Source organism: Streptomyces griseus subsp. griseus (assembly GCF_003610995.1).
Lineage (GTDB): Bacteria > Actinomycetota > Actinomycetes > Streptomycetales > Streptomycetaceae > Streptomyces.
Genome location: NZ_CP032543.1, coordinates 3,851,630 through 3,875,558, shown reverse-complemented (window position 1 = coordinate 3,875,558; position 23,929 = coordinate 3,851,630). Strand labels below are relative to the sequence as shown.

The 23,929-nt window shown below is 71.0% G+C and carries 20 protein-coding genes and 2 pseudogenes; 15 read left to right on the top strand and 7 right to left on the bottom strand.

Translation table 11 applies throughout. The features are described from left to right. The first annotated feature begins 3 nt into the window (after positions 1-3). Complete coding sequence (locus D6270_RS17245; protein ID WP_109164611.1) at positions 4-1,485, top strand: aminopeptidase P family protein; 1,482 nt, start codon at positions 4-6, stop codon at positions 1,483-1,485. A 30-nt stretch (positions 1,486-1,515) separates the two neighbouring features. Here D6270_RS17245 and D6270_RS17240 read toward each other — a convergent pair whose 3' ends face one another. Next, complete coding sequence (locus tag D6270_RS17240; protein WP_109164612.1) at positions 1,516-2,130, bottom strand: ATP-binding protein; 615 nt, start codon at positions 2,128-2,130, stop codon at positions 1,516-1,518. Positions 2,131-2,445: 315 nt separating this feature from the next. On the opposite strand from D6270_RS17240, the pseudogene D6270_RS17235 reads away from it, so the two are divergent. The 9 genes and pseudogenes from D6270_RS17235 (at position 2,446) to D6270_RS17195 (ending at position 12,649) form a co-directional block, all read left to right on the top strand. Further along, positions 2,446-3,293, top strand: a pseudogene (locus D6270_RS17235) (hypothetical protein). Between the two features lie 200 nt (positions 3,294-3,493). Then, positions 3,494-4,252: a YcnI family copper-binding membrane protein gene (locus D6270_RS17230; RefSeq protein ID WP_109164614.1), complete on the top strand. Its 759-nt coding sequence runs from the start codon at positions 3,494-3,496 to the stop codon at positions 4,250-4,252. Between the two features lie 142 nt (positions 4,253-4,394). Continuing rightward, entirely contained in the window at positions 4,395-5,054 is a 660-nt protein-coding gene (locus tag D6270_RS17225) for an SCO family protein (protein WP_109164615.1), read from the top strand. Next, positions 5,051-5,500: a copper chaperone PCu(A)C gene (locus D6270_RS17220; RefSeq protein WP_109164616.1), complete on the top strand. Its 450-nt coding sequence runs from the start codon at positions 5,051-5,053 to the stop codon at positions 5,498-5,500. Before D6270_RS17225 ends, D6270_RS17220 begins: the two co-directional genes overlap by 4 nt. Positions 5,501-5,510: 10 nt before the next feature. Further along, the gene (locus D6270_RS17215; RefSeq protein ID WP_109164617.1) at positions 5,511-7,415 is read left to right on the top strand and encodes a copper resistance CopC/CopD family protein; all 1,905 of its coding nucleotides are present in this window, start codon (positions 5,511-5,513) and stop codon (positions 7,413-7,415) included. Between the two features lie 77 nt (positions 7,416-7,492). Next, positions 7,493-8,707 (top strand): iron uptake transporter deferrochelatase/peroxidase subunit, encoded by a 1,215-nt coding sequence (gene efeB, locus D6270_RS17210; protein ID WP_239476944.1) that lies wholly within the window; start codon positions 7,493-7,495, stop codon positions 8,705-8,707. A gap of 174 nt (positions 8,708-8,881) precedes the next feature. After that, positions 8,882-9,817: a prephenate dehydratase gene (pheA, locus tag D6270_RS17205; RefSeq protein ID WP_093686853.1), complete on the top strand. Its 936-nt coding sequence runs from the start codon at positions 8,882-8,884 to the stop codon at positions 9,815-9,817. A gap of 733 nt (positions 9,818-10,550) precedes the next feature. After that, a complete protein-coding gene (serS, locus tag D6270_RS17200; protein WP_018513723.1) occupies positions 10,551-11,828 on the top strand; it encodes a serine--tRNA ligase in 1,278 nt (425 codons plus the stop codon). Then, complete coding sequence (locus tag D6270_RS17195) at positions 11,825-12,649, top strand: HAD family hydrolase (RefSeq protein ID WP_109164618.1); 825 nt, start codon at positions 11,825-11,827, stop codon at positions 12,647-12,649. The genes serS and D6270_RS17195 overlap by 4 nt, the downstream gene beginning before the upstream one ends. 89 nt (positions 12,650-12,738) lie before the next feature. On the opposite strand, the pseudogene D6270_RS17190 reads toward D6270_RS17195, so the two are convergent. The 5 genes and pseudogenes from D6270_RS17190 to D6270_RS17170 all read right to left on the bottom strand — a co-directional run. After that, positions 12,739-13,443 (bottom strand): annotated as a pseudogene (locus tag D6270_RS17190) (hypothetical protein); the annotation flags it as partial. A gap of 327 nt (positions 13,444-13,770) precedes the next feature. Further along, positions 13,771-14,490 (bottom strand): ABC transporter permease, encoded by a 720-nt coding sequence (locus tag D6270_RS17185; RefSeq protein WP_018513726.1) that lies wholly within the window; start codon positions 14,488-14,490, stop codon positions 13,771-13,773. Positions 14,491-14,520: 30 nt separating this feature from the next. Further along, positions 14,521-15,432: an ABC transporter ATP-binding protein gene (locus tag D6270_RS17180; RefSeq protein ID WP_109164619.1), complete on the bottom strand. Its 912-nt coding sequence runs from the start codon at positions 15,430-15,432 to the stop codon at positions 14,521-14,523. Continuing rightward, on the bottom strand, positions 15,429-16,337 hold the full coding sequence (locus D6270_RS17175) for an ABC transporter permease (RefSeq protein WP_109164620.1): 909 nt from the start codon (positions 16,335-16,337) through the stop codon (positions 15,429-15,431). The genes D6270_RS17180 and D6270_RS17175 overlap by 4 nt, the downstream gene beginning before the upstream one ends. Next, positions 16,327-17,457 carry an ABC transporter ATP-binding protein gene (locus D6270_RS17170; protein ID WP_202418701.1) on the bottom strand — a complete coding sequence of 377 codons (1,131 nt, stop codon included), beginning with the start codon at positions 17,455-17,457 and terminating at the stop codon, positions 16,327-16,329. The genes D6270_RS17175 and D6270_RS17170 overlap by 11 nt, the downstream gene beginning before the upstream one ends. Before the next feature lie 197 nt (positions 17,458-17,654). Here D6270_RS17170 and D6270_RS17165 point away from each other — a divergent pair, with 197 nt between their 5' ends. The 4 genes from D6270_RS17165 to D6270_RS17150 all read left to right on the top strand — a co-directional run bounded on the left by D6270_RS17165 (position 17,655) and on the right by D6270_RS17150 (position 21,916). Next, a complete protein-coding gene (locus D6270_RS17165) occupies positions 17,655-18,530 on the top strand; it encodes a M24 family metallopeptidase (protein WP_109164621.1) in 876 nt (291 codons plus the stop codon). After that, a complete protein-coding gene (locus D6270_RS17160) occupies positions 18,527-20,299 on the top strand; it encodes an SDR family oxidoreductase (protein WP_109164622.1) in 1,773 nt (590 codons plus the stop codon). Before D6270_RS17165 ends, D6270_RS17160 begins: the two co-directional genes overlap by 4 nt. Then, the gene (locus D6270_RS17155; RefSeq protein ID WP_109164623.1) at positions 20,296-21,225 is read left to right on the top strand and encodes a MerR family transcriptional regulator; all 930 of its coding nucleotides are present in this window, start codon (positions 20,296-20,298) and stop codon (positions 21,223-21,225) included. Before D6270_RS17160 ends, D6270_RS17155 begins: the two co-directional genes overlap by 4 nt. 148 nt (positions 21,226-21,373) lie before the next feature. After that, positions 21,374-21,916, top strand: a complete 543-nt coding sequence (locus D6270_RS17150; protein ID WP_109164624.1) for an RNA 2'-phosphotransferase — start codon at positions 21,374-21,376, stop codon at positions 21,914-21,916. 12 nt (positions 21,917-21,928) lie between these two features. On the opposite strand, the gene D6270_RS17145 is transcribed toward D6270_RS17150, so the two are convergent. After that, on the bottom strand, positions 21,929-22,825 hold the full coding sequence (locus D6270_RS17145) for an LLM class flavin-dependent oxidoreductase (protein ID WP_109164625.1): 897 nt from the start codon (positions 22,823-22,825) through the stop codon (positions 21,929-21,931). 210 nt (positions 22,826-23,035) lie between these two features. Between D6270_RS17145 and D6270_RS17140 the strand changes: the two genes are divergently transcribed. Further along, positions 23,036-23,881 carry a Cof-type HAD-IIB family hydrolase gene (locus D6270_RS17140; protein ID WP_109167399.1) on the top strand — a complete coding sequence of 282 codons (846 nt, stop codon included), beginning with the start codon at positions 23,036-23,038 and terminating at the stop codon, positions 23,879-23,881. The last annotated feature ends 48 nt before the right edge of the window (positions 23,882-23,929 follow it).

Genomic DNA, 23,929 nt, shown 5'->3' with positions numbered 1-23,929 from the left:
ATCGTGTCTGAGGAGCTCATCCCGGGGACCCCGGAGCAGGAGACCGAAGAGAACGAGGCCGCGGAGCCGATCAAGCAGCGGAAGAACGGCCTGTACCCGGGCGTCTCCGAGGAGCTTGCCGAGAACATGAAGTCGGGCTGGGCCGACACCGAGCTGCACGGGCTCGACCCGATCGCCCAGGCCGAGCACACCGCCGCCCGCCGCGCCGCGCTCTCCGCGCGCTTCCCCGGTGAGCGCCTGGTCATCCCCGCGGGCAACCTGAAGACCCGCTCCAACGACACCGAGTACGCCTTCCGCGCCTCCACCGAGTACGCGTACCTCACCGGCGACCAGACCCAGGACGGCGTCCTCGTCCTGGAGCCCACCGGCGACAGCGGCCACCGGGCCACCATCTACCTGCTGCCCCGCTCCAACCGGGAGAACGGCGAGTTCTGGCTGGACGGCCAGGGCGAGCTATGGGTCGGCCGCCGCCACTCCCTCGCCGAGGCCGAGCAGCTGCTGGGCATCCCCGCGAAGGACGTCCGCGAGATCGCCGGCGCGCTGGCCGAGGCCACCGGTCCGGTACGCAACGTCCGTGGCCACGACGCGTCCATCGAGGCCGCCCTCACCGACAAGGTCACCGCCGAGCGCGACGAGGAGCTGCGCGTCCACCTCTCCGAGGCCCGCCTCGTGAAGGACGCCTTCGAGATCGCCGAGCTGCAGAAGGCCTGCGACGCCACCGCGCGCGGCTTCGAGGACGTCGTCAGGAGCCTGGACAAGGCCGAGGCGACCAGCGAGCGCTTCATCGAGGGCACGTTCTTCCTCCGCGCCCGCATCGAGGGCAACGACATCGGCTACGGCTCCATCTGCGCCGCCGGTCCGCACGCCACCACCCTGCACTGGGTCCGCAACGACGGCGCCGTCCGCTCCGGCGAGCTGCTGCTCCTGGACGCCGGTGTGGAGACCAACGAGCTCTACACCGCCGATGTGACGCGCACCCTGCCGATCAACGGGACGTTCTCGCCGCTCCAGCGCACGATCTACGACGCGGTGTACGAGGCCCAGGAGGCGGGCATCGCCGCCGTGAAGCCCGGTGCCACCTTCCGCGACTTCCACGACGCCTCGCAGCGCGTGCTCGCCGAGAAGCTCGTCGAGTGGGGGCTGCTCGGCGACCTGACCGTGGAGAAGGTCCTGGAGCTGGGCCTCCAGCGCCGCTGGACCCTGCACGGCACCGGTCACATGCTCGGCATGGACGTCCACGACTGCGCCGTCGCGCGCACCGAGGCGTACGTCGACGGCATCCTGGAGCCGGGCGTCTGCCTCACCGTGGAGCCGGGCCTCTACTTCCAGGCCGACGACCTGACCGTGCCCGAGGAGTACCGGGGCATCGGCGTCCGGATCGAGGACGACATCCTCGTCACCGAGGACGGCAACCGGAACCTCTCCGACAAGCTGCCCCGCCGGGCCGACGAGGTCGAGGCCTGGATGGCTCAGCTGAAGGGCTGATCTCCTCCGCCTGATGGCAGGGCGCGCCGCTCACACCATGAGCAGCGCGCCCTCCCGCCATTTCAGGACCTTGTCGAAACTGACCACCGCGCCCCGGCCCGGCCGGTTGCCGAACTGGACATGGTCGGCGAGCTGCTCGATGAGGTCCAGCCCGCGACCGCTCTCGGCGACGCAGGGGAGGTACGGGGCGAACGTGGGCTGGGCACCGGCGGGCTCGGAGCTCCGGGCCTTCTCGATGTGCTCCGGGCCGGCCGGCTTCTCGATATGGCCCGGGTGCCGGGCCCGTTCGATGTGCTCCGCGTGTTCGGTGTGCGCGGCTGGGCGAAGCGCGCGCCGGGCGGGGAAGCCCGGCCCCGAGTCGGCCACCTCGATACGGCATTTCTCGCCGTCCAGATAGGCCGTGACCCGGTACTGCCCGGAGTCCGCCGGGGCCTTCTCGGGTCCGCGATCCCCGTGTTCATCGAGGCCCGACCGGTCGCCGCCGTGTTCGACGGCGTTGGCGCAGGCCTCGCTGAGCGCGACCGACAGGTCGAAGGAGATGTCCGGATCCACCCCCGCGGTTTCCATGGTGCCGAGCAGGAAACGACGGGCGAGCGGAACGCTCGCAGCTTCGCGCCGCAAATGGAGTGACCACCAGATGCTCATGCTCCAGCCTCCTGGCTGCGGCTCGACGTACCGATACGTATTGCCGCACAAGGCACTTCGTAAGCACGGATCGGCTGTGAGAGCCCTCATTCGGCGGATGCGGATATTCCGCACCCCGGTGTATGGCCGCGCCGGGGAGCACCCCGGCGCAGGCGGGGGCGGGTTCCGGAAGCGGCGTGTCCACGGTCCGTACCTCCCCCGCCAACAGCCATGACAAGCACGCATTGGGGACGGAGGCCCGCGCTTGGGGACGGAGGCTGATCTTCCGGACCTGCCGTACCGGGAGAGGGTGCGCAGTGCGATGATGTCCCGGCCATGTCCACGCCTGTCGCACACGCCGGAGCCGGTCTGCGGCTCATGAGGGCCGCGGTGTTCACCGCGGTCTGCGTCGTGCTGTCCGCGGCGGGACACGCGTTCGCCGCCGGGGCGCCGGTCCCCGCGTGGACCCTGCTCGCCGGATTCCTCGGCGTCCTCGCCGTGGCCTCGGCCCTCGCCGGACGGGAACGCTCCCTGCCGTCGATCGCGGGTGCGCTGGCGGGCGGCCAGGTCGCCCTGCACGTCCTCTTCGCCTACGGCAGCCACGGCAGCGCACAGGCCGTCGCCGCCGCGCCCCGGGGCAGCGGTGAGAATCCGTTGATCCGCTTCGCCGCCGGGCTGGTGTGCGGTGGCGGGCCGGGGCAGATCGATGCCACCGACGCCCACCGCATCGTCACGACGGCGGGCATAGACCCCTCGACCGTCGCGGGCCACAGCCACCTCGCGTCGGGAGCGGCGACCACCGCGGCTCCGGACGGCGGAGCGGGTCTGGCGACGGCCTTCGCCTCGGTGACCGCGCTGCTGCCGGGCCTGCCGATGTTCCTGGCCCACCTGCTGGTCGCGCTCGCCGCCGGCTGGCTGCTGCGGCGTGGCGAGGCCGCCCTCTTCGAGCTGGCCCGGCTCTCGGCGTACGGCGCTCAGGCGCTCGCGGCCGGCGCCCGGCTGCGCTCCCTGCGCGCCGCGCTCGCGCTCGTACGCGCCCTGCGCGCCGGGGAGCGTGAGCAGCTCGCGAACGGCCCGCGCGCCCCGCGTCCGGCCGACGACGAGCCGGCCCCGTCACCGGGGACCCTCTGCAGCACCTGGTGATCAGGCGCGGGCCTCCGGCCCCGTACGCCCTCGCAGCCTGACGCGACACCTGCGCCCACCGCCGCCGTACCCGAGCACCGACCGTCCACACCGGCCGGCTCCTCGGGGGCGGCTCTCCCGGGCATGGCCGGATTCCTCCACGGACCGGACGAGGTGTCGTGCCGCCGTCGCGCACCCGCGCGCCGGACCACCGTGTTCCTCTTCCGACGTATCCCTCTTCCTCTGTGGAGTGATTCCTGCCATGAGCGCCACCAACGTCTCCCGTATCGCCATCGCCGCCGGCGTCGCCGCGTCCACCGTCCTGCTGCTCGCCGGCCCCGCCGCCGCGCACGTCAGCGTCCAGCCGCAGGGCGAGGCCGCCAAGGGCGGTTACGCCACCCTCAACTTCAAGGTCCCCAACGAGCGGGACCAGGCCTCCACGGTCAAGGTCGAGGTCAACTTCCCGGCCGACCACCCGCTCTCCTCCGTCACCCCCGAGGCCGTGCCGGGCTGGAAGATCGACATCACCAAGGGCAAGCTGGACAAGCCCCTGGAGGTGCACGGCCGGAAGATCACCGAGGCCGTCACCAAGGTGACCTGGACCGCCGACGGCTCCAAGATCGCGCCCGGCTACTTCCAGCAGTTCCCGGTCTCCGTCGGGCAGCTTCCCGAGGACGCCGACCAGCTGGTCTTCAAGGCCATCCAGACGTACGACAACAAGGAAGTCGTCCGCTGGATCGAGGAGCCCAAGGGCGGCGAGGAACCCGACAGCCCCGCCCCGGTCCTGAAGCTGTCCGCCGCGACCGAGGACCACCACGGCGGTGGCGCGGCCGCCAAGGGCGACGACGACCACCAGTCCGACGACAAGGCGGCCTCGGCGGAGGGCGACAAGAAGGAGACGCACGCCGCGTCGTCCTCCTCCAGCGACACCACGGCCCGCACGCTGGGCATCATCGGCATCCTCGTCGGCGTCGCGGGCGTCGCGTTCGGCGTGCTCGCCGGCCGCCGCCGTACGGCCTGACCCACCGGGTCGGGCCGTCCCCGTACGAACCGACCCACCGGGTCACGGCCGTCGTCGTACGGCCCGACCTGCCGGGTCCGGCCGTCCCGTACGGCCGGACCCGCCGGCTCCACCACCCGCACCACGTTCAGGACACCCCTTCATGCGCAACAGAAACGCAGTGACGGCCGTGGCGTTCGCCGCCGCGGCCGTGCTGGCCCTCTCCGCCTGCGGCACCGGCGACAGCAAGACGGACTCCTCGTCGATCGCCGACGTCAAGGCCTCCCCGAAGACCCAGGCCGCGACCGTCCTCGACCGCCCGTTCACCAAGCCGAACCTGGTCCTCACCGACACGAACGGCAAGGAGTACGACTTCCGCGAGGCGACCAAGGGCAAGCCGACGCTCATCTACTTCGGCTACACCAACTGCCCCGACGTCTGCCCGCTGACCATGAGCAACATCTCCATCGCCAAGCGGGACCTGCCCAAGGCCGACCAGGACAAGCTCCAGGTCGTCTTCGTCACCACCGACCCCGAGCGCGACACCCCCGCCTCGCTCGGCAAGTGGCTCAAGGCCCAGGACCCCACCTTCACCGGCCTCACCGGCGACTTCCCCACCATCCAGGCGGGGGCGCGCCAGATCGGCATCGGCATCGAGCCGGCCACGAAGGACGAGAACGGCAACCCCGTCTCGATGCACGGGGCGCAGGTCGTCGCCTTCTCCCCGAAGACGGACGGCGGTTATGTGCTCTACGGCGAGGACACCACCGCCGAGGAGTACGCGAAGGACCTCCCCAAGCTGATCAAGGGGGAGAACCCGTGACCCGCCGCACGGTCCTCGCCTGCGCCCTCGCCCTCACCACGGGGCTGGCGCTGGCCGGGTGCTCCACCGGGAGCGACGGACCCGAGCTGAAGGTCGTCGGCGCGTATCTGCCGCAGCCCGTCAGCGACATGGCCGCCGGCTTCCTCGTCGTACAGAACAGCGGGTCCTCCGCCGACCGGCTCACCTCGGTCACCAGCCCGCTCTCCGACGACGTCACGATCCACGAGACGAAGAACCAGCAGATGCGCGAGGTCTCGTCGTTCGAGGTACCGGCCAACGGCGAGCTGGACCTCGAACGCGGCGGCAACCACATCATGTTCATGAATCTCAAGAAGAAGCCCAAGCAGGGCGAGAAGGTCTCCGTCGAGCTGCACTTCGAGAAGGCCGGCCCCATCAAGGTCGACCTGCCGGTGAAGGAAACGACCCACAACCCGAAGAAGCAGTGAGGGACCGACCGTGACGACTGCCACCGCCCCGCACCCCGGAGCGTCCCCGATACGGCGGCCGTTCGCCGCCGCCGCGCTCGTCGCCGCCCTGGTCAGCCTGGTCCTCGGGCTGATGCTGGCCGGCGCCGGGCCCGCGTCCGCGCACGCCGCCCTCACCGGGAGCGACCCGCAGGACGGGGCGGTGGTGGCCACCGCGCCCAAGGAGGTCACCCTCACCTTCTCCGAGGCGATCGCCGTCGGCGACGGGTCGATCAGGGTCCTGGACCCCAGCAGCAAGCGCGCCGACACCGGCGCCGAGCCGAAGGACCTGTCCGACGGCTCCACCGTCCGCTACGGCGTCGAACTCCACTCCGGCCTGCCGGACGGCACCTACACCGTGGCCTGGCAGGCCATCTCCGCCGACAGCCACCCCATCTCCGGCGCCTTCACGTTCTCCATCGGCGCCCCCTCCGAGACCACCGTGGCCCTGCCCTCCGAGGAGGTGGGCGGCGGTCCGGTCGGCACGGTCTACGGCATCGCGCGGTACGCCGCGTACGCCGGGTTCACCCTGCTCGTGGGCGGCTCGGCCTTCGTCCTGGGCTGCTGGCCCCGGGGCGCGTCCGCCCGGCCCATGCAGCGGCTCGTGGTGCGCGGCTGGCTCACCCTGACCGCGGCGACCCTGGTCATGCTGCTGCTGCGCAACCCGTACACCGGCAGCGGGAAGTTCGCCGACGCCTTCGACCTGGACGGGCTCCAGGCCGTCCTGGACACCAAGCCGGGCGCCGCCCTCGTCTCGCGGCTGCTGCTGCTCGGCGCGGCCGCCCTGTTCATCGCCGTCCTGTTCGGTACGTACGCGCGGCGCGAGGACGCCGTCGAGAAGAAGGACCTCACCTTCGGCCTGGCCATCGGCGGCGGAGTCGTCGCGGCGGGCATCGCCGCCACCTGGGCCATGTCCGAGCACGCCTCGACCGGCATCCAGGCGGGGATCGCCATGCCGGTGGACGTCCTGCACCTGCTGGCCGTGGCCGCCTGGCTCGGCGGTCTGGTCGCGCTCCTGGTGGCGCTGTACCGGACGCCGGACATCGGCAGCGGTGCCGTACGACGGTTCTCCCGGGTCGCGTTCGGCAGCGTCCTCGTGCTGGCGGCGACCGGGATCTACCAGTCGTGGCGGCAGGTCGGCTCCTGGCCGGCGCTGACCGGGACGCGGTACGGGCAGCTGCTGATCGCCAAGGTCGTGCTGATCGCGGTCCTGCTCGCCGTGGCGTGGTTCTCGCGGCGGTGGACGGGACGGCTGACGGATGCCGTGGCCGGCGAGGCCGTCGAGGAGGTTGCCGGTCCGGTGGCGGCTCCGGACGGCGTCGGCCCCGAGCGCGCCGCCCAACTGGCCCGTCAGCAGGCCGTCCTGACCGCCACGAAGAAGAAGCGGATACGGGACGCCGACCCGGAGCGTTCCGGGCTGCGCCGCTCGGTCCTGGCCGAGGCGGCGATCGCCGTGGTCCTGCTGGCCGTCACCACCGTGCTGACGTCGACCGAGCCGGGCCGTACGGAGGTGGAGGCCAAGGGCGCCGCCAGCACGGCACCCGCCCCCGCGGCGGGGCCCGTCAACCTGAGCATGCCCTTCGACACCGGCGGTCAGAACGGCAAGGGGACCGTCCGGATCGACATCGACCCCGGGCGCTCCGGCTCCAACGAGATGCACGTGTGGGTCGACGGCGGTGACGGCAAGCCGATGGACGTCCCGGAGGTGAAGGTGGCCCTCACCCTGGAGGCGCAGGAGATCGGCCCGCTTCCGGTCGTACCGGACCGGCTCGCCGAGGGGCACTGGTCGGCGAGCGGCGTCCAGATCCCGATGGCGGGGGAGTGGAAGGTCGACGTGACGGTACGCACGTCCGACATCGACCAGGTCACCATCGACAAGAACGTGAAGATCGGCTGAGGTACGTGAGCACCACCAGGAAGCAGGACCAGGACCCCGCGCCCACCGCGGTCTCGCGGCGACGGCTGCTGGGCGGCATGGGCGCGGCGGGCGCCACCGGGCTGGTGCTCGGCGCGGCGGGCGGGGCGGCCGGGTACGCCGCGACCCGCCCCGATCCGCCGGCCGCCCTGACCACCGTCGGGTCCACCGAGGCGATGTTTCACGGGAAACATCAACCGGGGATCACCACTCCGCTTCAGGCCCGGGGCCATCTCGTCGCCTTCGACCTGGTGCCGGGCGCGGGCCGCAAGGAGGCCGTGGCCCTGATGCGGCGCTGGTCGGCGGTGGCGCGTGAGCTGATGGCGGGCCGTCCTGCGGGGGGCGCGGCGGACGGGCCGGGCCACGACACCGGCATCGCGCTGGACGCGGGCCCCTCCTCCCTCACGGTCACCTTCGGCTTCGGCCGTACGTTCTTCGCGCGTACGGGTCTCACCTCGCGGCTGCCCGCGGGACTCGACCCGCTGCCCGCGTTCTCCTCCGACCAGCTGGACGCCAAGCGCTCCGACGGCGACCTCTGGGTGCAGATCGGCGCCGACGACGCCCTGGTCGCCTTCCACGCTCTACGGGCCGTACAGAAGGAGAGCGCGGGAACAGCAAAGGTGCGCTGGCAGATGAACGGCTTCAACCGCACCCCTGGGGCCACCTCCCGGCCGATGACCGCCCGTAACCTGATGGGCCAGCTCGACGGGACCGGCAACCCGAAGCCGGCCGACGAGGACTTCGAGCGCCGCGTCTTCGTGCCCGCCTCCCCCGGCACCCCGCACACGTGGCTGGAGGGCGGTTCTTACGCCGTCGTCCGCCGGATCAGGATGCTGCTGGACGACTGGGAGAAGCTTCCGGTGGACCGGCAGGAGCGGGTCATCGGGCGGCGCAAGGCGGACGGGGCCCCGCTGAGCGGCGGCAGCGGGACCACGGAGATGGACCTCGACAAGGCGGGCCCTGACGGCCGGCTCCTGATCCCCGACAACGCGCACGCCCGGATCTCCTCCCCCGAGAAGAACGGCGGGGCCGCCATGCTGCGGCGCCCGTTCTCGTACCACGACGGGATCGCGGAGGACGGCACCCCGGACGCCGGGCTGCTCTTCGTCTGCTGGCAGGCGGACCCGTTCAAGGGGTTCGTGCCCGTGCAGCGCAAACTCGACCGGGGCGACGCGCTGTCCCCGTTCATCCGGCACGAGGCGAGCGGGCTGTTCGCGGTGCCGGGCGGGGCGGCGGAGGGCGAGTACGTGGGGCAGCGGCTGCTGGAGGGGTGAGGCGGGGATGGCTCGGGGGAGGTGGCCCGGGAAGGCGGGGACCTCGGGGGCCCGGGCTGCTCATGCGGGAGGGCGGCTCTCGGGCCGGGGCGCTCGGCGCTGACCGGATTCCTCGGCTCCGACCGGATTCTGAGACGGCGGGGCCCTCGTCGTACGGCGCAATAGGGTGAGCGTATGTCAGCCACGCGCTACGCCTATCTCGGTCCCGAAGGCACCTTCACCGAGGTCGCCCTCCGCACGCTCCCGGAAGCCGCCACCCGTGAGCTCGTCCCGATGGTCTCCGTACCGGCGGCCCTGGACGCCGTACGCAACGGGGAGGCGGCGGCGGCCCTCGTGCCGATCGAGAACTCCGTCGAGGGCGGCATCACGGCCACCCTCGACGAGCTGACCAGCGGCGAGCCGCTGATGATCTACCGCGAGGTGCTGCTCTCCATCACCTTCGCGCTGCTCGTACGGCCGGGCACCAAGCTGTCGGACATCAAGACGGTCACCGCGCACCCGGCCGCCCAGCCGCAGGTCCGCAACTGGATGGCCGCCCACCTCCCGCAGGCCGTGTGGGAGTCGGCGGCGTCCAACGCCGACGGCGCCCGGCTGGTCCAGGAAGGGCGCTACGACGCCGCGTTCGCCGGTGAGTTCGCCGCCGCCACCTATGGCCTCGAACCGCTGGTCACGGAGATCCACGACGCGGAGAACGCCCAGACCCGCTTCGTCCTGGTCGGCCGCCCGGCCCGGCCGTCCGCCCCGACCGGGGCCGACAAGACGTCCGTGGTGATCTGGCTGGGCGACGACCACCCCGGTGCGCTGCTGGAGCTGCTCCAGGAGTTCGCGGTACGCGGCGTCAACCTGATGCTGATCCAGTCCCGCCCCACCGGCGAGGGGATCGGCAACTACTGCTTCGCCGTGGACGCCGAGGGGCACATCGCGGACCGGCGGGTGGGGGAGGCGCTGATGGGGCTGAAGCGGATCTGCCCGAAGGTGCGGTTCCTCGGTTCGTATCCGCGGGCCGGCGTCTCGGCGGACGAGGTCCGGCCGCTGCGGGCGGGCACCTCGGACAGCGCCTTCACCGAGGCCTCGGACTGGCTGGCGCGCAGCCAGGACGGCCGGATCTGAGAGCGGAACCGACAGCGGTCGACGGCGGCTCGGCCCGGAGCGTATCTGCTCGCCCCGGAGCGTCCCGAGGCGTCCCGGCCCCTGACCGGAGCGGAATGCTCCGGTTAGGGCCGCTCCGTGTGCCGCTTCGGGTCGCCCTGCGCGCTCCGCTGTGGTCCTACCTACAGATTGTCATCCACCCGCAGAGTTATCCACAGGCGGGCTTCTCGACCTGGGGACAAGTCGACACCCCAATGCGACATCATCGACAAATCAACGCAGTGGGTCCGGATGCATCCACAGAGTGCCGACTCCACACGAGCCCTCCCGGGTCGCGCGAATTCCCTTGATCAACTCACCAGAGCGACAAATTGCCACCCGAATGAGCGTGCGGGGCAGGTTTCGGCCGCAGAGGCTGGGCCATCGACGGCCCTTCGTCCACCTCTCGGGACATTCCGTTCCGGGATCCACAGAACTTCTTCACAGCCTGTGGATAACTATTCCAGAACGGACCCCCCCTGTGGACAACACAAGGGGGAGCGACCCCAACTCCCCCTCGGTCCAAGGCTCGTACGTCAAGAAAGCCCGCACCTTCTGCCCTGATCAGGGGAGTTAACCACCGTTATTGACGCAGCCCGCCGGATCGCGCCTCGCGATTCCCCCTCAGAAATATCAATTCCGGCAATTCGGTCAAAGTGACACGCTCGGCAATATCGGTTCGAGTGCGAGATCCGCGCACCGGTAGCCTGGAGGGGTGATTGACCTTCGCCTGCTCCGTGAGGACCCCGACCGTGTTCGCGCCTCCCAGCGCGCCCGTGGAGAGGACGTCGCGCTCGTCGACGCCCTGCTCTCCGCCGACGAGCTGCGCAGGTCGTCCGGCGTCCGCTTCGACGAACTCCGCTCCGAGCAGAAGCAGCTCGGCAAGCTGATCCCCAAGGCCACCCCCGAGGAGCGCGCCGAGCTCCTCAAGAAGGCCGATCAGCTCAAGGCCGACGTCAAGGCGGCCGACGCCGCCCAGGACGAGGCCGACGCAGAGGCCAAGCGGCTGCTCCTCCAGCTCGGCAACATCGTCCACGAGGACGTGCCGGTCGGTGGCGAGGAGGACTTCGTCGTCCTGGAGACGCACGGCACCATCCGCGACTTCGGTGCCGAGGGCTTCGAGCCCAAGGACCACCTGGAGCTCGGCGAGGCGCTCGGCGCCATCGACATGGAGCGCGGGGCCAAGGTCTCCGGCTCGCGGTTCTACTACCTCACGGGCGTCGGCGCCCTGCTGGAGCTCGCCCTCGTCAACGCGGCGATCGCCCAGGCCACCGAGGCCGGCTTCATCCCGATGCTGACCCCCGCGCTGGTCCGCCCGCGCGCCATGGAGGGCACCGGCTTCCTCGGCCAGGCCGCGGAGAACGTGTACCACCTGGAGAAGGACGACTACTACCTGGTCGGCACCTCGGAGGTGCCGCTCGCGGCGTACCACATGGACGAGATCGTGGAGGCGGACAAGCTGCCCCTGCGCTACGCGGGCTTCTCCCCCTGCTTCCGCCGCGAGGCCGGGACGTACGGCAAGGACACCCGCGGCATCTTCCGCGTCCACCAGTTCGACAAGGTCGAGATGTTCTCGTACGTCGACCCGGCCGACGCCGAGGCCGAGCACCGCAGGCTCCTGGAGTGGGAGAAGCAGTGGCTCACCGGCCTGGAGCTGCCCTTCCAGGTCATCGACGTCGCCACCGGTGACCTCGGCGCCTCGGCCTCGCGCAAGTTCGACTGCGAGGCGTGGATCCCGACCCAGGGCAAATACCGCGAGCTGACCTCCGCGTCGAACTGCGACAGCTTCCAGGCCCGCCGCCTCTCCGTCCGGATGCGCGAGGGCAAGAAGGTCCAGCCGCTGGCCACGCTGAACGGCACCCTCTGCGCCGTACCGCGCACGATCGTGGCGCTCCTGGAGAACCACCAGCTGCCCGACGGTTCGGTCCGGGTCCCCGAAGTGCTCCGTCCGTACCTGGGCGGGCGCGAGGTCCTGGAACCGGTCGCCAAGTGACCTTCCCCTTCAAGCTCGTCGCGACCGACCTCGACGGCACCCTGCTGCGCGGGGACGAGACGGTCTCCGAGCGCACGCGCGAGGCACTCGCCGCCGCCACGTCGGCCGGTGCCGCGCACATCGTCGTCACCGGGCGCTCGGTCCCCTGGACCCGGCACATCCTGGACGACCTCGGCTACGACGGCCTCGCCGTCTGCGGCCAGGGCGCGCAGGTCTACCACGCGGGCGAGCACAAGCTGCTGACCTCGCTCACCTTGGACCGGCAGCTCGCCGGACTCGCGCTCTCCAAGGTCGAGGCGGAGGTCGGCCCGCTCGCACTGGCCGCCAGCCGCGACGGCCTGGAGGGCGAGGTGCTGGTCGGCCCCGGGTACAAGGTGCACGAGGGGCGGCTGCCGTACGTCTTCGTGGAGGACGCCTCCGAGATGTGGGCGGCCCCGCTGAACAAGGTCTACCTCCAGCACCCGCAGCTGGACGACGACGACCTGGCCACCGCGGCCCGCGCCGCCGTCGGCAATCTGGTCGACGTGGTCATGGCGGGCCCCGGCGTCGTGGAGATCCTCCCGCTCGGGCTGAGCAAGGCGACCGGCCTCTCGCTGGCCGCCCGCCGGCTCGGGGTGAAGGCCGCCGACACCATCGCCTTCGGTGACATGCCGAACGACATCCCGATGTTCGGCTGGGCGCGGCACGGTGTGGCCATGGCCAACGCCCACGAGACCCTGAAGGCCGTGGCGCACGAGATCACCGCCTCCAACGAGGACGACGGCATCGCGGTGGTCCTGGAGGAGCTGCTCCGCACGGGCTCTCTCGCAACGCCGCACTGACGCGAGCCGGTAGAAGACCTTCGGCCCTGCCCGCCGCCACCGCCGATCCGGTGGCGGCGGGCAGGGCCTTTTCCAGCTGACGGCTCGCAGCGGCGTCCGGTGCGGCGCCGCAGGTCCCTCAGCTGGTACGCGAAGGCCTCCATCCGCGCGTCGAACCGGGCGTCCATCCGTACGACGTCCTGCGACAGGCCGGAGAGCCGCACGCTCATCGCACCGACCAGCTGCTGCGTCACCTCCACCTTCCGGTCCAGGCTGTCCAGCCGCTCCGACATCCGGCAGAGCACCGGCCCGAGCTCCTGGAGCGCACTGCCGACATCCGCGAGGCAGCTCTCGATCCGGGTGGCCCGCACGTCGAGCGCTCCGTACTCGGCCCGGAGCGCCACCTCGGTGTCGAGGAGGTACGTACGGACGCAGCGGGCGATGTCGCTGTCGCGAAGAAGCATGGCGACGTTGAGGACGGTTCGGCGGGTGTAGAGGCGCAGCTGCGTGGCTGCCTGTGGATAACTGTCCACCCCCTCGCCTTTCCATAGCGACATCATGTCGCTATGGAAGGATTGCAGTTCAGAGCCGCGCAGAACGCGTAGCCCGTTCTCAGCGAACTCCTCCTGATGCCGATCGGTGAGCCTCCTGACCGAGGCTGTGGATACTTCGAAGTAACGCGCCACATCCTCTGTGCGAACGTGAATTCCTTCCGGGAGCATGACAAGGCTCTTCACCTTGTCGAGGATGTCGACGCGCCCCATCTGCTCGACGCGCAGTGCCCGCGACGCGAACAGGGCGGCTTCCGTGGGCATGGGCATGCCTTCCGTACGAGGGAATGACAAGGGACGGCCCCTACCCCGGGCAGCAGGGGTGGAGGACGCTCACGGTTGCCACTCACTCGATGACCGGACCGGTGGGCTTCAGCCTCAGCCGGGTCCGGCACTCCCCGATTTCACGAACGCCACGACGCCACGGATTCCAGTTGCCTCCACGCACCCTGCCCAACGACCCGACAAACGTACGGTTACGCGCACATCTGTCCCGCTCTTACGACTGTCCCGTACATACGACGACCCCCGCCCCAACAGCACGGGGGGCGGGGGTCACGGCGTACGGCGTACGGGAGGATCAGGCCGGGCTCACTCCTCCCCGGCCAGCTTCAGCGCGCGCAGCTTCTGGCCCGCGTACCAGGTGGCGGCCACGGTGACGGCGGCCAGCAGGACCGTCGCGAGCGGCAGCCCCACGTCCGAGGTGACCATGCCCTGGCCGGCCACCTTCTCGGCGACGGCGAGGGACCACTGCTGGACGCTGAGCGTCCGCGCACCCGGCACCAGGCTGCCGAAGAGGGCCTCCCAGACCAGCGCGTACACCAGACCGATGACCACCGCGTGGCGGCTGACCGTGCCCAGCAGCAGGAACAGCGCGCTGTACGCGATCGAGGCGACCAGTGCCGCGATCGTGTAGGCGATCGCGATCTGCTGCCCGTTGCCGTTCAGGATCAGCCCCGCGAGCAGGGTCGGCAGGGCGGAGAAGACCATGGTCACCGCGATGGCGACGATCAGCTTGGTGAAGATGATCGTGGGGCGCTTCACCGGCTTGGCCAGCAGGTAGACGATCGATCCGTCGTCGATCTCGGGACCGATCGCCCCGGTCCCGGCGATCACCCCGATCAGCGGCACCATCGTGGCGATGGCGAACCCGCCGAGGACGTTGGCGGCGACCTGGTCATCGGCCCCGGCGAACATGCGGACCGCCGCCGCGAGGAGCAGCAGCAGCGCGGGAAGGACGAACAGGATGGCGGCCCGGCGCCGGCCGAGCAGGGCCCGGTAGGTGAGCCGGGCGACTGTGGGGTCGTACATGACGGTGCACAGCTCCTTTCAGGCCACTACTCAGGCCGCTACGAGATAGGAAAAGACCGATTCGAGGGACTCGTCGGACGGGGAGACGGTCAGCAGCCGGATGCCCTGCTCACGGGCGACCTTCGGCAGCAGTTCGGTGAAGCGGCCGAAGTCGACGGCCTGGATGCGCAGCGCCTTCTCGGTCAGGTCGACCTCGATGCCGGCCGTCGACGGGTCGGCGATGAGCGCGGCCGCCAGTGCCCGGTCGTCGCTGGAGCGGACCAGATAGCGGTGCGGCCGGTCCGTCATCAGCCGCCGGATCTTGCGGAAGTCGCCGGAGGCGGCGTGCCGTCCCGCCACGACCACCTCAATGTGCGAGGCCAGCTGTTCGACCTCTTCGAGGATGTGGGAGGAGAACAGGACCGTACGGCCCTCGGCCCCCATCTGCCGCAGCAGCTCCATCAGCTGCATCCGCTGCCGCGGGTCCATCCCGTTGAACGGTTCGTCAAGGAGCAGCACCGAGGGCTCGTGGACCAGCGCGGACGCCATCTTCACGCGCTGGCGCATGCCCTTGCTGTACGTGGAGATCTTGCGGTCCTGCGCGTACTCCATCTGGACCGTGGCCAGCGCCCGCTGCGCCTCCGCGCCGCCCAGGCCCTGGAGTTCGGCGTTGGCGACGACGAACTCCTTGCCGGTCAGGAAGTCGTACATCCCCTCCCGCTCGGGAACGATGCCGATCTCCTTGTAGACGCTCTCGTTGCGCCAGATCGTCCGTCCGTCGAGGGTGACCTTGCCCGTCGAGGGGGCGAGGAAGCCGCCCATCATGTTGATGAGCGTGGACTTCCCCGCACCGTTGGGGCCGAGCAGTCCGGTGACGCCGGGGCCCACCGTCATGGAGACGTCGTTGACGGCGACCACATTGCCGAACCAGCGGGAGGTGTGGTCGATCTCGATGGTGGTCACAGCCCGACCTTCCGGTAGCGGCGCATCAGGACGGCGTACGAGCCGGCGACGAGCGCGAGAACAACGAACAGGTAGACCACTCCCATCCCGGCCCCCACCGCTTCCTCTCCGGGGAAGGACGAGGTGGCGCCGAGGAACGCGGTCTGTACGCCACTGATCAGGGTGATCGGCGAGAAGAGGCCGAGCCACTCCACGGCCCCGGGCGAGCCGGTCTCCCAGGCGATGACCTGAACCGTGGAGACGGCACCGTAGGAGATGGTCAGGACCGCGATCACCGCGGCGACGCCGAAGCCCCGGCGCGGGGTGAGGGCGGCCATGACCAGGCCGAGCCCGGCGAACAGTACGGACAGCAGCGCCACCGACACCAGCCCCTGGCCGAACCACTTGGTCTGGTCGACGAAGTCGAACTTCGCGAGCAGAGCACCCACATAGAGGATGAGCAGCGGCGCCCCGGTGAGGATGAAGAGCGCGGACGCCGTGGCGGCGAGCTTCGCCAGCACGTAGTCGGCGCGTTCGATCGGCCGCGAGAAGTACAGGGGGACGCTCTTGAAGCGGAGGTCCCTGGAGACCGCCTGCGGGGCCTGTGCGGCGATGAAGAGGCCGATGACGGCCTGCAGATAGATCGCGTACGACGTGTATTTGACGACGAGTCTGGTGGCGTCCGGCGCGGCCATGGAGACCGCCACCAGGATCGCCGCGACCAGGGTCATCACGCCGAACAGCAGCATGGGCAGGACCTTGGACTTGGCGGAACGGCCGAGTCCGAAGGAGCCGCGCAGGGTCTGCGAGTAGAGCGAACGGCGGGCGTAGGCCCGGCCGAGCCGCCTGCCGTCGTACGAGCGGTAGCCGATGTTGTGGATCCGGGAGGTGTCGCGCCCGGTCGCGGTACCGGTCTCAGTGCTCATCGCGACCGCTCCCCTTCTGCTGGTACGGCGCAGGCGCGGTGGCCTGCTGTACGGCCCCGGCTCCGGCCGTGACGGCCTGGGCCGGTACGGGGGTGGCGCCCGCCCCGCCCTGTTCGGTACGGAAGACCTCGGCGATGTGGTGGCGGCGCTGCTCCATGCGGACCAGGCCGAGGCCGAGCCCGGCGACGCTGTCGCGGACCAGGTCGTACGTCTCCTCGCCGGTGGCCTCCACCAGCAGGATGTGGCCCGCGCCCGGCAGCCCTTCCGCGTCGAGTCCGTCCTGGCCGACCAGCGCGACGCCGGCCTTGGCGAGGACCTGGCGCAGGGCGTCGGTGCCGTCGGGGTGGGTGTCGCTGTCGGTCACCTCCACCGCGAGCGTGGTGGTGATCTGGGTGAAGTCGCTGGTGGAGCTGGAGCGCAGGAGGGCTCCGCCGTCGATGACGACGACGTGGTCGCAGGTGCGTTCCAACTCGCCCAGGAGGTGCGAGGTGACGAGGACGGAGATGCCGAAGTCGGTGTGGATCCGGCGGATCAGGCCGAGCATCTCGTCACGGCCGACCGGGTCCAGGCCGTTGGTCGGCTCGTCGAGGAGGACCAGCTGGGGGTCGTGGACCAGGGCCTGGGCCAGCTTCACCCGCTGCTTCATACCGGTCGAGTAGCCGCCGATGGGGCGGTAGCGCTCCTCGTAGAGGCCGACGTGGCGCAGGGTGTCGGCGGTGCGCTCACGGGCCGCGGTCGGCGGCAGCCCCGACATACGGGCCATGTGCACGACGAACTCGGTGGCCGACACATCGGGCGGGAGGCAGTCGTGCTCCGGCATGTACCCCACCCGCTCCCGGATGGCGGCGCCGCTGGTAGCCACGTCCAGCCCGAGCACCGCGGCCCGGCCTTCGGTGGCGGGGGAGAGACCCAGAAGGATCTTGATCAGCGTGGACTTGCCGGCCCCGTTGGAACCCACCAGACCGGTCACACCTGGTCCGATGTCCAACGTGAGCCGGTCGAGCGCGGTCACCCGGGGGAACCGCTTGCTCAGGGCTTCGGTAGCGATAACGGCAGTCACAGGTACGACGGTAGTGGCGTGGACCACAGGGATCGTCAGCCCTGACGGCTGGATCGGCATCAGCCTCCAGGCGTACGGGCCCGTAGGGGGACCCCGCGAAGGAGGAGTTCCGGGGTCCGGGTGCGGGGCGGATCTCCGTCCGGCCGGGAGTTTTCCACAGGCCGCGCACACCCCTTGACGTAGCCGCTGGACATTGTCACATTCATCAGTGTCACGTTACGGGCACGTACCGCACACGGCAGGGAACGGACGGTGGCATGGCCTCGGCAGTGCAGGACGAAAAGGCCCCGGAAGCACGGGGGTTCAGGGCCCCGGAGCTACAGGGGTTCAGAGAGGTGCAGCGCCTCGCCTACGCCTGCGCCGAGGCTGTCGCCGGTCAGCTCAGATCGGGGGTGACCGAGCGGGAGGCGGCGCGGATGCAGCGGGTGTGGCTGCGGGAGCGGGGCGTGCGGGACTGGTTCCACCTGCCGTTCGCCTGGTTCGGGGACCGGACGGCGTTCGCCGGGCTCAAGGTGCCGCTCCAGTTCTTCCCGACCGACCGGAAGCTGGAGCCGGGCATGCCGTTCATCCTCGACATGGCCCCGGTCCACAAAGGCTTCACCGCCGACATCGGGTACTCGGGCTGTCTGGGCCTCAATCCGCTCCACGACCGGCTCCTCGCCGATCTGGAGGCGCACCGCGAGCTGATCCTGCGGGAGGTGCGCGAGCGCCGTTCGCTGCGCGAGATCTACGAGGACGTCGAACGCCTCATGACCGCCCAGGGATACGCCAACAGGCACCGGGCCTACCCCTTCGGCGTCATCGCCCACAAGGTGGACCGCGTCGCCGAACGGCGTTGGTCCCCCAGCGTGTTCGGGTTCGGCACCCAGTCCCTCAAAGGGTTGGTGAGCGACGCGGTGCACGGCCACCGGGACGGCTGGTCGCCGCTGTGGAGTCCGTACCGCTTCTCCGACCATCCCCCGCAGCCCGGGCTGTGGGCGGTCGAACCGCACCTCGGATTCAGGGGTACGGGCGCGAAGTTCGAGGAGATCCTGGTCGTCACCGACTCCAAGGACCCCGAGCAGAGCGCTTTCTGGCTGGACGACGATCTGCCGCATGTGCGGCGCTGGGCCGAGGAGAAGGTGGCGGCGTGAATCTGCCGGGAGCGCGTGAGCGCAGGGTGCGTACGGGTGGCGTGGAGCTCTGCGTCGCCGAGCTGGGGGACGGGGAACGGCCGACGGTGGTGCTGGTCCATGGGTATCCGGACAGCAAGGAGGTCTGGTCCGAGGTCGCCGCACGGCTGGCCGAACAGTGGCATGTCGTGCTGTACGACGTGCGCGGCCACGGCCGGTCGACGGCGCCCGAGCCGCTGCGCGGGGGCTTCACCCTGGAGAAGCTGACCGACGACTTCCTGGCGGTGATCGACGCGGTCAGCCCGGACCGGCCGGTCCATGTGGTGGGGCACGACTGGGGGTCGGTGCAGTCCTGGGAGTTCGTCACGGTCGGGCGGACCGAGGGCAGGATCGCCTCCTTCACCTCGATGTCCGGCCCGTCCCTGGACCACTTCGGGCACTGGATCAAGCAGCGGATGGCCAGGCCTACCCCGCGCCGGGCCGGTCAACTGCTGGGCCAGGGCGCCAAGTCCTGGTATGTGTACATGCTCCATACGCCGGTGCTGCCGGAGCTGGCCTGGCGCGGGCCCCTCGGCAAGCGGTGGCCCGGCATCCTCCAGCGGCTGGAGAAGGTGCCCGCGGGCGACTACCCGACCGCGTCCCTGCCCGACGACGCGGCGCACGGGGCCTGGCTCTACCGGGACAACGTCCGGGCCCGGCTGGGCAGGCCGCGCGCCGACGCCTACGCCCACGCACCGGTCCAGCTCATCACGCCGACCGGCGACTCCTTCCTCTCCGAGCGGCTCTACGACGACCTGGAGCAGTGGGTCCCCCGTCTGGTACGCCGGTCCCTGCCGGCCAAGCACTGGGTGCCGCGTACCCGGCCCGACCAGCTGGCCGCGTGGATCGGCGAGTTCGCCGCCGCCAGCGAGACGGGCGGCCAGGAGGGTCCGGCGGTCCAGCAGCCCGCGGCGAAGGGGCGGTACGCGGAGCGGTTCGGCGGCCAGCTGGTCCTGGTGACGGGTGCCGCCTCCGGGATCGGCCGGGCCACGGCGTTCGCGTTCGCCGAGGCCGGCGCCCGTGTGGTGGCCGTCGACCTCGACGCGGAGGGGGCCGCCAGGACGGCGGAGCTGGCCCGGCTGGTGGGAGCCCCGGCGGCCTGGGGCGAGGCGGTCGACGTGAGCGACGAGGCGGCGATGGAGAAGCTCGCCGCCAAGGTGGCCGCCGAATACGGCACCGTCGACGTCCTGGTCAACAACGCCGGGATCGGCCTCTCCGGATCCTTCCTGGAGACGACGAGCGAGGAGTGGAAGAGGGTCCTCGACGTCAATCTCTGGGGCGTCATCCACGGCTGCCGGATCTTCGGCAAGCAGATGGCCGACCGGGGCCAGGGCGGCCATATCGTCAACACCGCATCGGCCGCGGCCTTTCAGCCCTCCCGGGCGCTGCCCGCGTACAGCACGTCGAAGGCGGCCGTGCTGATGCTGAGCGAGTGCCTGCGCGCCGAGCTGGCGGAGAAGTCGATCGGGGTGAGCGCCATATGCCCCGGCATCGTCAACACCAACATCACCGCCACCACCCGGTTCGCCGGGGCCGGCGTGGAGGAGGAGCAGCGGCTGCGGAAGCGGACCACCCGGCTCTACGGGCGGCGCAACTACCCCCCGGAGAAGGTCGCCGACGCCATCCTGGAGGCGGTCGTGCGCAACCGGGCCGTGGTGCCGGTGACCCCGGAGGCGCGTGGTGCCCGGCTGCTCTCGCGGGTCAGCCCCGGGGTGCTGCGGGGGATCGCCCGGCTGAAGCCGCCGCTGTGAGCGCCGAGTACCGGATCGAGGACCTGGCCCACGCCAGCAGGGCGACGGTGCGCACGATCAGGGCGTACCAGGACCGGGGGCTGTTGCCGACGCCGGAGCGGCGCGGGCGGGCCAATGTGTACGGGGAGGCGCATCTGGCCCGGCTCCTCCAGATCGCGGACCTGCTGGAGCGGGGCTACACCCTGGCCAGCATCAAGGAGCTGCTGGAGGCGTGGGACGCGGGGCGGGGGCTGGGCGGGGTGCTGGGCCTGGTCGCCGAGGTGCACGGCCCCTGGACCGACGAGGAGGCCGACCGGATCACCCGCGAGGAACTGGACGCGAAGTTCGGCGGCTCGCAGGACGACGAGGCGATCGCGGAGGCGGTGGAGCTCGGGGTGCTGGAGCGCGTCCCGGGCAAGGACGATGAATTCCTCGTACCGAGCCCGCAAGAGCTTGCGGTAGCAGTGGAGTTGCACGCGGCGGGCGTCCCGCTGCTCGCGATCTCCGCCCACCTCAAGGAACTTCGCGGCCAGGTCGAGCACATAGCCTCCCGTTTCCTGGAGTTCACCACCGAGCACGTCTTCGCGCGCTATCTGGGCCATCGGCCGCCCACCGACTCCGATGCGGCCGAGGCGGCGTCGATGGTGCGCCGGCTGCGGCCGCTCGCGCAGCAGACGGTGGACGCCGAACTGGCGCGCGCCATGCGGACGTTCGCCACCCTGCATCTGCATCACCATCTCGGTGCGCAGGAGAGCACCATCGAGGGGAGCGAGACCCGGCCGGTGCTGCTCCCGGCCCGCACAACGCGGGCGGTGGAGGCGCTGGTTGGCGCGGATCAGGTCGCGGCCTTCGTGGCGGCGGCCGCCGAACGAGAGGTGCAGGGACGCACGTTGGACGCCCTGACCTCATCTCACTCAGAAACCAACAAAGTTGACGAAAGGGGTTAAATGCCCTGCCGGTTGTCCACAGAGTCGCCAAATAGCCTGTGGATAACCCAAGTTGGCTGTGGATCAAACATCAGCGCGGGAAAAGCAGAAAAGAAGCCTGTAAGAAATCCGGATGCACCGGTGATCTGCCCACGGGCACTCTGGCGGGATGGACGAGCGCCGCACCGTCAAGGTGTCCAAGTACCTCTCGAAACACCTCCGGCACCAGCCGGAGGACATCGGCATCACCCTCGACGTCAACGGCTGGGTGGGCGTCGAGACGCTGCTGACCGCGGCGGCCCGGCACGGGTTCGCCATCACCCGCGCCGAGCTGGACCATGTCGTCGCCGCCAACGACAAGCGGCGCTTCACAATGGACGGCGACCGCATCCGGGCCAACCAGGGCCACACCGTCACCGTGGACCTGGACCTGCCGCCCGCCGAGCCGCCGGCGTACCTCTACCACGGCACGGTCGCCCGCGTGCTGGACGCCATCCGGGCCGAGGGCCTGCGCCCCATGGCCCGCCACCACGTCCACCTCTCCCCCGACCGCGAGACGGCCACCCGGGTCGGCGCCCGGCGCGGCCGCCCCCTGGTGCTCACCGTGAACGCGGGCGCCATGCACCGCGCCGGCCACGCGTTCCGGGTCAGCGCCAACGGGGTCTGGCTCGCCGACGCCGTACCGCCTCAGTTCCTGCTGCTCCGGGAGTGAGGCTCCGGGCCGTCAGCCCAGCTGGGCCGGCGCCTCCGTCGCGATGCGCTCGTAGACGGCCGGGTCGATGGCGAAGCCGGAGTCCGGGATGGGGGCGTGGATGGCGATCTCGGTGATCCCGAGCTCGGCGTGGCGGCCCGCGAAGTCGACGAAAGCGTCCACCGACTCCAGCGGGGCGTTGCGGTCGGGGGTGAAGCCGGTGAGCAGGATCCGGTCCAGCTCGGAGGCGTCCCGGCCGACCTCCTCGCAGGCGGCGACGAGCCTCTTGTTCTGGTCCCGCAGGGCCTCCACCGACTGCTCGGGGGTGCCGGTCTCGTACAGCTTCGGGTCGCCGGTGGTCACCCACGCCTGCCCGTGGCGGGCGGCGAGCCGCAGACCGCGCGGGCCGGTCGCGGCGACCGCGAAGGGCAGCCGGGGCCGCTGGACGCAGCCCGGGATGTTGCGGGCCTCCACGGCGGAGTAGTGCGTTCCGTGATCCGTCACCGCGTCCTCGGTGAGCAGACGGTCCAGGAGCGGCACGAACTCGCCGAAGCGGTCGGCGCGCTCCCGTGGGGTCCATGCCTCCTGGCCCAGCGCGGTGGCGTCGAACCCGCTGCCCCCGGCGCCGATGCCGAGGGTGATCCGGCCGCCGGAGATGTCGTCCAGGGAGATCAGCTCCTTGGCCAGGGTCACGGGGTGGCGGAAGTTCGGCGAGGTGACCAGCGTGCCCAGACGCAGCCGGCTCGTGGCGGTCGCGGCGGCGGTGAGGGTGGGGAGCGCGCCGAACCACGTACGGTCGCGGAAGCTCCGCCAGGACAGGTGGTCGTAGGTGTAGGCGGTGTGGAAGCCCAGCTCCTCGGCTCGGGTCCACGTGTCCCGGCCGCCTTCGTGCCAGCGGTCGATCGGCAGAATCACAGTGCTCAGTCGCATGAGGGCGACCCTACGAGAGGCCGGGCGGGTGGCGCATCGACTTCGCGGGCCGGACCCCGGCACCACCGCAGCGGTTGGGCCGGCGTGCCGGAACCTCACCCTGAAACCTCTTGGCATATGCCAGAGGAATGTTCCGCAGCTCAGAGGCGCGCCCACTCAAATGTGCGCCCCTCCGCACGCACGTGCACCTCGGTGGGCGAGAATGGCGAGGTGACCTCAGTTACCGATGCGCCTCTGCCTGCCGTGACCCGGCTGATCGCGACCGACCTCGACGGCACCCTGCTGCGCGACGACAAGACGCTCTCCGCACGCACGGTCGCCGCGCTCGCCGCGGCCGAGGAGGCCGGGATCGAGGTCTTCTTCGTCACCGGCAGGCCGGCCCGCTGGATGGGCGTCGTCAGCGACCATGTGCAGGGCCACGGGCTGGCGATCTGCGCGAACGGCGCCGTGGTCACCGATCTGCGCGCGGACCGCGAGCTGCTCACCGTACGGGCGCTGGAGCGCGAGGCCGCCCTGCACGTCGTGCGGACCCTGCGCGATGCCGCCCCCGGCACCTCCTTCGCCGTCGAGATGACCACCGGCATCAACTACGAGCCGTCCTACCCGCCCTTCCACCTGGACCCGGGCGCCACGGTCGCCATCGCGGAGAAGCTGCTGCACGAGGACGTGCCGGGCGACGGCGCCCCCGTACTCAAACTCCTCGCCCACCACACCGAGATGCCCCCGGACGCCTTCCTCGCTCTGGCCCGTGCGGTGACCGGGGAGCGGGCCTCCATCACCCGCTCCAGCCCCTCCGCACTCCTGGAGGTCAGCGGGCCGGGCGTCTCCAAGGCCACTACGCTCGCCGCCTGTTGCGAGGAGCGCGGCATCTCCGCCGCCGAGGTGGTCGCCTTCGGGGACATGCCCAACGACGTCGAGATGCTCGGCTGGGCCGGTACCTCGTACGCGATGGGCAACGCCCACCCCGCAGCCCTGGCCGCCGCCTCGCGGCAGACCCTCACCAACGAGGAGGACGGCGTGGCCGTGGTCATCGAACGGATCCTCGCCAGCCGCTGACAGCCGTCAACGCTTCGGCTCACAGCGGCGACCGCTGGCCACCGGTCC